Annotated in this window: 5 protein-coding genes; 4 read left to right on the top strand and 1 reads right to left on the bottom strand. The window is 46.4% G+C overall.

Features of this window, described 5'->3' with window-relative positions:
* On the bottom strand, positions 1–184 hold a 184-nt coding region (locus AB5170_RS16250; protein WP_368361930.1), incomplete at its 3' end, for a DUF6783 domain-containing protein.
* An 89-nt stretch (positions 185–273) separates the two neighbouring features.
* On the opposite strand from AB5170_RS16250, the gene ftsE reads away from it, so the two are divergent.
* From ftsE to leuS, 4 genes are all read left to right on the top strand, one after another.
* Entirely contained in the window at positions 274–957 is a 684-nt protein-coding gene (ftsE, locus tag AB5170_RS16255; protein WP_118578359.1) for a cell division ATP-binding protein FtsE, read from the top strand.
* Positions 947–1,855: a permease-like cell division protein FtsX gene (gene ftsX, locus AB5170_RS16260; protein WP_148463242.1), complete on the top strand. Its 909-nt coding sequence runs from the start codon at positions 947–949 to the stop codon at positions 1,853–1,855. The genes ftsE and ftsX overlap by 11 nt, the downstream gene beginning before the upstream one ends.
* A gap of 351 nt (positions 1,856–2,206) precedes the next feature.
* Positions 2,207–3,391: a S41 family peptidase gene (locus AB5170_RS16265; protein WP_173717050.1), complete on the top strand. Its 1,185-nt coding sequence runs from the start codon at positions 2,207–2,209 to the stop codon at positions 3,389–3,391.
* A gap of 166 nt (positions 3,392–3,557) precedes the next feature.
* Positions 3,558–5,097: leucine--tRNA ligase (gene leuS, locus AB5170_RS16270; protein WP_368365104.1), on the top strand; the 1,540-nt coding region annotated here is incomplete at its 3' end.

The following is a 5,097-nucleotide window of genomic DNA, read 5'->3' on the forward strand; positions in this document are numbered from 1 at the left end:
CGCCCTTATCCGGACAAAATCTCCCACAAATTGTGACGCACATCTTGCAGAAAGCCTTTTTCAAACACGCTCTAGAGCGTGTTTGAAAAGCATTTCTGGACCTGCTTTGTGTTTCCTTTGTGAAATCTATTGCGTTCTTGGTTTTCTCTGGTATAATAAGGTACTGCAAAAAATAAGGTTGCATTTTTACCAGACATATATTACAATAATGTTACATAAAAATTAAGCAAACTGCTGAATTGAATTTTTACATGAAAAATTTAGGAGGATATCATGATTGATCTGATAGATGTGAGCAAGTCCTATGGACCGGGACTGCCGGCAGTGAATCACGCCAATCTCCATGTAGATAAAGGTGAATTCGTATTTATAGTAGGAAACAGCGGTTCCGGTAAATCCACGCTGATCAAGCTGCTTTTGAAGGAACTGGATTCCACATCCGGTACGATTATCGTAAGCGGAGAGAAGCTTGAGGGAATGAAGCACCGCCGTGTGGCCAAATACCGCCGTAAGCTTGGCGTCGTATTCCAGGACTTCCGTCTTCTGAAGGACAGGGATGTGTATGAGAATGTAGCTTTTGCCCAGCGTGTTGTGAACCGTCCTACCAGAGTTATCCGCAAGAGAGTTCCGGAGGTACTTCAGGAAGTTGGACTTGCAGGGAAATACAAGGCGTACCCGGATGAGCTGTCAGGTGGAGAGCAGCAGAGAGTTGCCCTTGCCAGGGCGATTGTAAACCGCCCGGACATCCTTCTTGCAGACGAGCCTACTGGTAATCTTGATCCGAAGACATCCGAGGAGATCATGAAGCTCCTTGAGGAGATCAACCAGCGTGGAACCACCGTTCTGGTAGTAACCCACAATAAAGAGATTGTCAATTCCATGAAGAAGCGTGTACTGACCATGCATAATGGAGTGATCATCAGCGACGAGAAAGAGGGAGAATATTATGAGGCCTAGTACCATCTGGTATACTCTGAAGCAGGGTATCAAGAACATCAAGAGAAATTTCATGTTTTCCATTGCTTCTATTATTACGATGGCAGCATGTATTTTTCTTTTCGGAATTTTCTTTTCCATTGTAAATAATGTGAATACGCTGGCGCATAAGGTTGAGGAAGATGTGCCGATCACAGTGCTTTTTAATGAAGGAACCACACAGGAGCAGATGGATGCAGTTGGAGAACTGATCAGGCAGCGCCCGGAGGTTTCCAAGATTGAATTTGAGTCCGGTGATGAAGCCTGGGAGAAGATGAAGCAGGAATATTTCGGTGATGACTCTGAGGCAGCAGACGGTTTCAAGGATGATAACCCGCTGGCAAACTCATCCAACTACCGTGTGTACATGAACAACATTGAGAAACAGTCTGAGCTGGTTGCCTACATCAAGACACTGGATAATGTACGAGAGGTCAATCAGTCTGAGCAGGCTGCCAAGACTCTTGGTTCCATTAACCGTATTGTTTCCTATGTATCTGTGGCAGTGATCGTGATCTTGCTGCTGATCGCCATTTTCCTGATCAGTAATACTATTTCCGTTGGTATTACAGTTCGTAAGGACGAAATCGGAATTATGAAATATATTGGTGCTACCGATAGTTTTGTACGTGCGCCGTTCCTTCTGGAGGGTATGATCCTGGGACTGATCGGTGCGGGAATTCCACTGATCATTTTGTATTTCTGTTACAATAATGTGGTAACCTATGTATATACCAAGTTCAGCGTACTTCTGGGTGTTGTAGATTTCATTCCGGTTGGACAGATCTACCAGACACTGGTTCCGGTGGCGCTGGCACTGGGAATTGGAATTGGTCTTGTGGGAAGCTTTATTACTACAAGAAAACACTTGAAGGTGTGAGAGTTCTGTTTTACAATAAGGGTGGTTATTCGCATTCCGCCAGAATATGAGAAGAGGATATGGGGGCTGCTGGAGAGATCTGGCAGTCCTTTTGTATAAAGAGATAGAGAGGGGATTCAGGGCGGACGCATTTGGGCAAATGATATTCCACGCAAGTCGGTGCAACGCTCCGGTGAGCTAGCTGGTAACTGCGACTAAGACGCTCGGGAGAGCCCTCGCGTCTAAGTCTTCGTAACCATCGGATCTCACCTGCGCTAAGGGCGCACCTGAAATGACTTGCTTAGGAATATCAGTTGCCCAAATGCTGCTGGTTGGATAGAACTTGTATAGCGAAAATAAGGAGAAATATAGATGGCAGATAAACAATTTATGAAGGGGGCTGTAACTGGTGTGCTTTGCGCATCCCTGGTGCTGGGCGGGGGATATGTGGGGCTTCAGAAAGCGGGACGTGCGGGAAGTAATGTACTGTCGGATGTGGCAGTTACCCAGAAGATTAAGTATCTGGAAGATATTATAGATCAGAATTATCTGGAAGATGTGGATGAGGATTCGCTGAAGGAGGGGATTTATACCGGGCTTCTTTATGGGCTGGGGGATCCGTATTCCAGATATTATACGGAGAAAGAATACGAGGAGGAGATGAGAGACACCGAGGGCTCTTACTCTGGAATCGGCGTGAGCATTACCCAAAATACGGAGGGTGGTATTCTGGTGGTGGATTGTTATGAGGGCAGTCCGGCAGATGAGGCCGGGCTGAAGGCGAATGATGTGATCACAGCTGTGAACGGAACGGATGTAACGGAAATGACGCCAGCTGAGGTCTCAAAGATGATACGGGAAAAGGAGGACGGTACTTCTATCCTGACCGTTTATCACCAGGAGGCAGATGAACCGGAAGAAATTACAGTGACTTTGAGCGATGTGGAGCTGCCCACTGTTTCTTATGAAATGCTGGAGGATTCTATAGGGTATTTGCGAATTACAGAGTTTACCATGGTAACACCCCAGCAGTTTGAGGATGCTTACAAAGATCTTCAGGCAAAAGGCATGGAGAAGCTGATCGTGGATCTTCGTGACAATCCAGGTGGTGTGCTTTCTTCTGTGTGCGATGTACTGCGCCAGATTCTGCCCGAAGGACTGATCGTGTATACAGAGGACAAATATGGGGAAAAACAGGAGATGAAGTGTGACGGTGACACTCCGATCGACATTCCGCTGGCAGTGCTGGTAAATGAGAACAGCGCCAGTGCATCAGAGATTTTTGCCGGGGCAGTGAAGGATTATGAGATTGGAACGATTGTGGGAACCACCACTTATGGAAAGGGAATCGTTCAGAGCATCCGCCAGCTCTCTGATGGAAGTGCGGTGAAGCTGACTACGGCGAAATATTTTACCCCCAAGGGCAATGATATCCACAAGGTGGGAATCACACCGGATGTGGAGGTGAAACTGGATGCCAGTCTTTTGAACCGGACGGATTATACCCATGACGAGGATAATCAGCTTCAGGCCGCAATAGAGGCGGTTTCTCGTTGACAAAACCACTATGTTGGATTAGAATGGTAAAAGGATTTTTGCAAAATAACGCGCCTGATCTGCGCGATAAACAGGCGAATCAGCCGACAGTTATTTTGTTGACAGGCAATAGCTGTGAATGCATTGAACAGTTATGACAGGCACAATAAATGTGGAGGAACCATCAATGAAACACAATTTTAAGAAAATTGAGCCGAAATGGCAGAAAAAGTGGGAAGAGCAGCAGGCGTTTAAAGCTGTTGACGGAAGTGATAAACCGAAATTCTACGGCCTTGTAGAGTTCCCATACCCAAGTGGTGCGGGAATGCATGTTGGACATATTAAGGCATATTCCAGTATCGAGGTACTTTCCAGAAAGAGAAGAATGCAGGGATACAATGTACTGTTCCCAATCGGATTCGATGCATTCGGACTTCCTACTGAGAATTATGCGATTAAGACGAATACACATCCTCGTGAGATCACAGACCAGAACATTGCGAAATTCACCAATCAGCTGAAGAGTGTTGGATTCTCCTTTGACTGGAGCCGTGTGATCGATACCACACAGGAAGATTTCTATAAATGGACCCAGTGGATTTTCCTGAAGATGTTTGAGAACGGACTTGTTTTCCGTGATAAGACATTAGTTAACTATTGCCCATCCTGTAAGGTTGTTCTTTCCAATGAGGACAGTCAGGGAGGCAAATGCGATATCTGCCACAGCGACGTTATCCAGAAGTCCAAGGATGTCTGGTATTTAAGAATCACCCAGTATGCAGACAAGCTTCTTGAGGGACTGGAGGATGTGGACTATCCGGCGAACATCAAGCAGCAGCAGGTAAACTGGATCGGTAAATCCACAGGTGCTTTCGTAAACTTTGCAGTTGACGGAATTGATGAGACACTGCAGATTTACACCACCAGACCAGATACCCTGTTTGGTGTAACCTTCATGGTTATCGCACCGGAGCATCCGCTGATCGACAAATATGCTGACCGCATTACCAACATGGATGAGATCAAGGCTTACCGTGAAGAGTGTGCGAAGAAGACTGAGTTCGAGAGAACCCAGCTTGTAAAAGAGAAAACAGGTGTATGCATCCAAGGACTTGAGGGCGTAAATCCTGTAAATGGCAAGAAGATCCCGATCTACATTGCAGACTATGTAATGATGGGATATGGTACCGGCGCGATCATGGCAGTACCGGCACATGACCAGAGAGACTATGATTTCGCCAAGAAATTTGGTATTGACATTATCCAGGTTATCAAGGGCGGCGACATTGAGAAAGAAGCCTACACAGGTGACGGTGAGATGATCAACTCCGATTTCCTGAATGGCTATACAAATAAGAAGGATTCCATCAAGCGCATGCTGGAAGAGCTTGAGAAGAAGGGCATTGGTAAAGCTGGCGTTCAGTATAAGATGAAAGACTGGGCATTTAACCGTCAGAGATACTGGGGCGAGCCAATCCCGATCGTTCATTGTCCGAAATGTGGTGATGTAGCAGTTCCATATGAGGAGCTTCCGCTTCGTCTGCCGAAGATCAAAGACTTCCAGCCTGGTGAGGACGGACAGTCCCCACTTGCAAAGATCGATTCTTTCGTAAACTGCAAATGCCCGAAATGCGGCGGCGATGCCAAGAGAGAGACGGATACCATGCCACAGTGGGCTGGATCTTCCTGGTATTTCCTTCGTTATGTGGATCCACACAATACAGAAG

It is taken from the genome of Ruminococcus sp. RTP21484sp1_RTP21281st1_A8_RTP21281_210402 (genome assembly GCF_040914025.1).
GTDB classification, from domain to species: Bacteria; Bacillota; Clostridia; order Lachnospirales; family Lachnospiraceae; genus Blautia_A; species Blautia_A faecis.

Bases quoted from the DNA above. Each gene is read 5' to 3' on its own strand.
- ftsX (WP_148463242.1), top strand. From the start codon at position 947: ATGAGGCCTAGTACCATCTGGTATACTCTGAAGCAGGGTATCAAGAAC.
- AB5170_RS16265 (WP_173717050.1), top strand. From the start codon at position 2,207: ATGGCAGATAAACAATTTATGAAGGGGGCTGTAACTGGTGTGCTTTGC.
- ftsE (WP_118578359.1), top strand. From the start codon at position 274: ATGATTGATCTGATAGATGTGAGCAAGTCCTATGGACCGGGACTGCCG.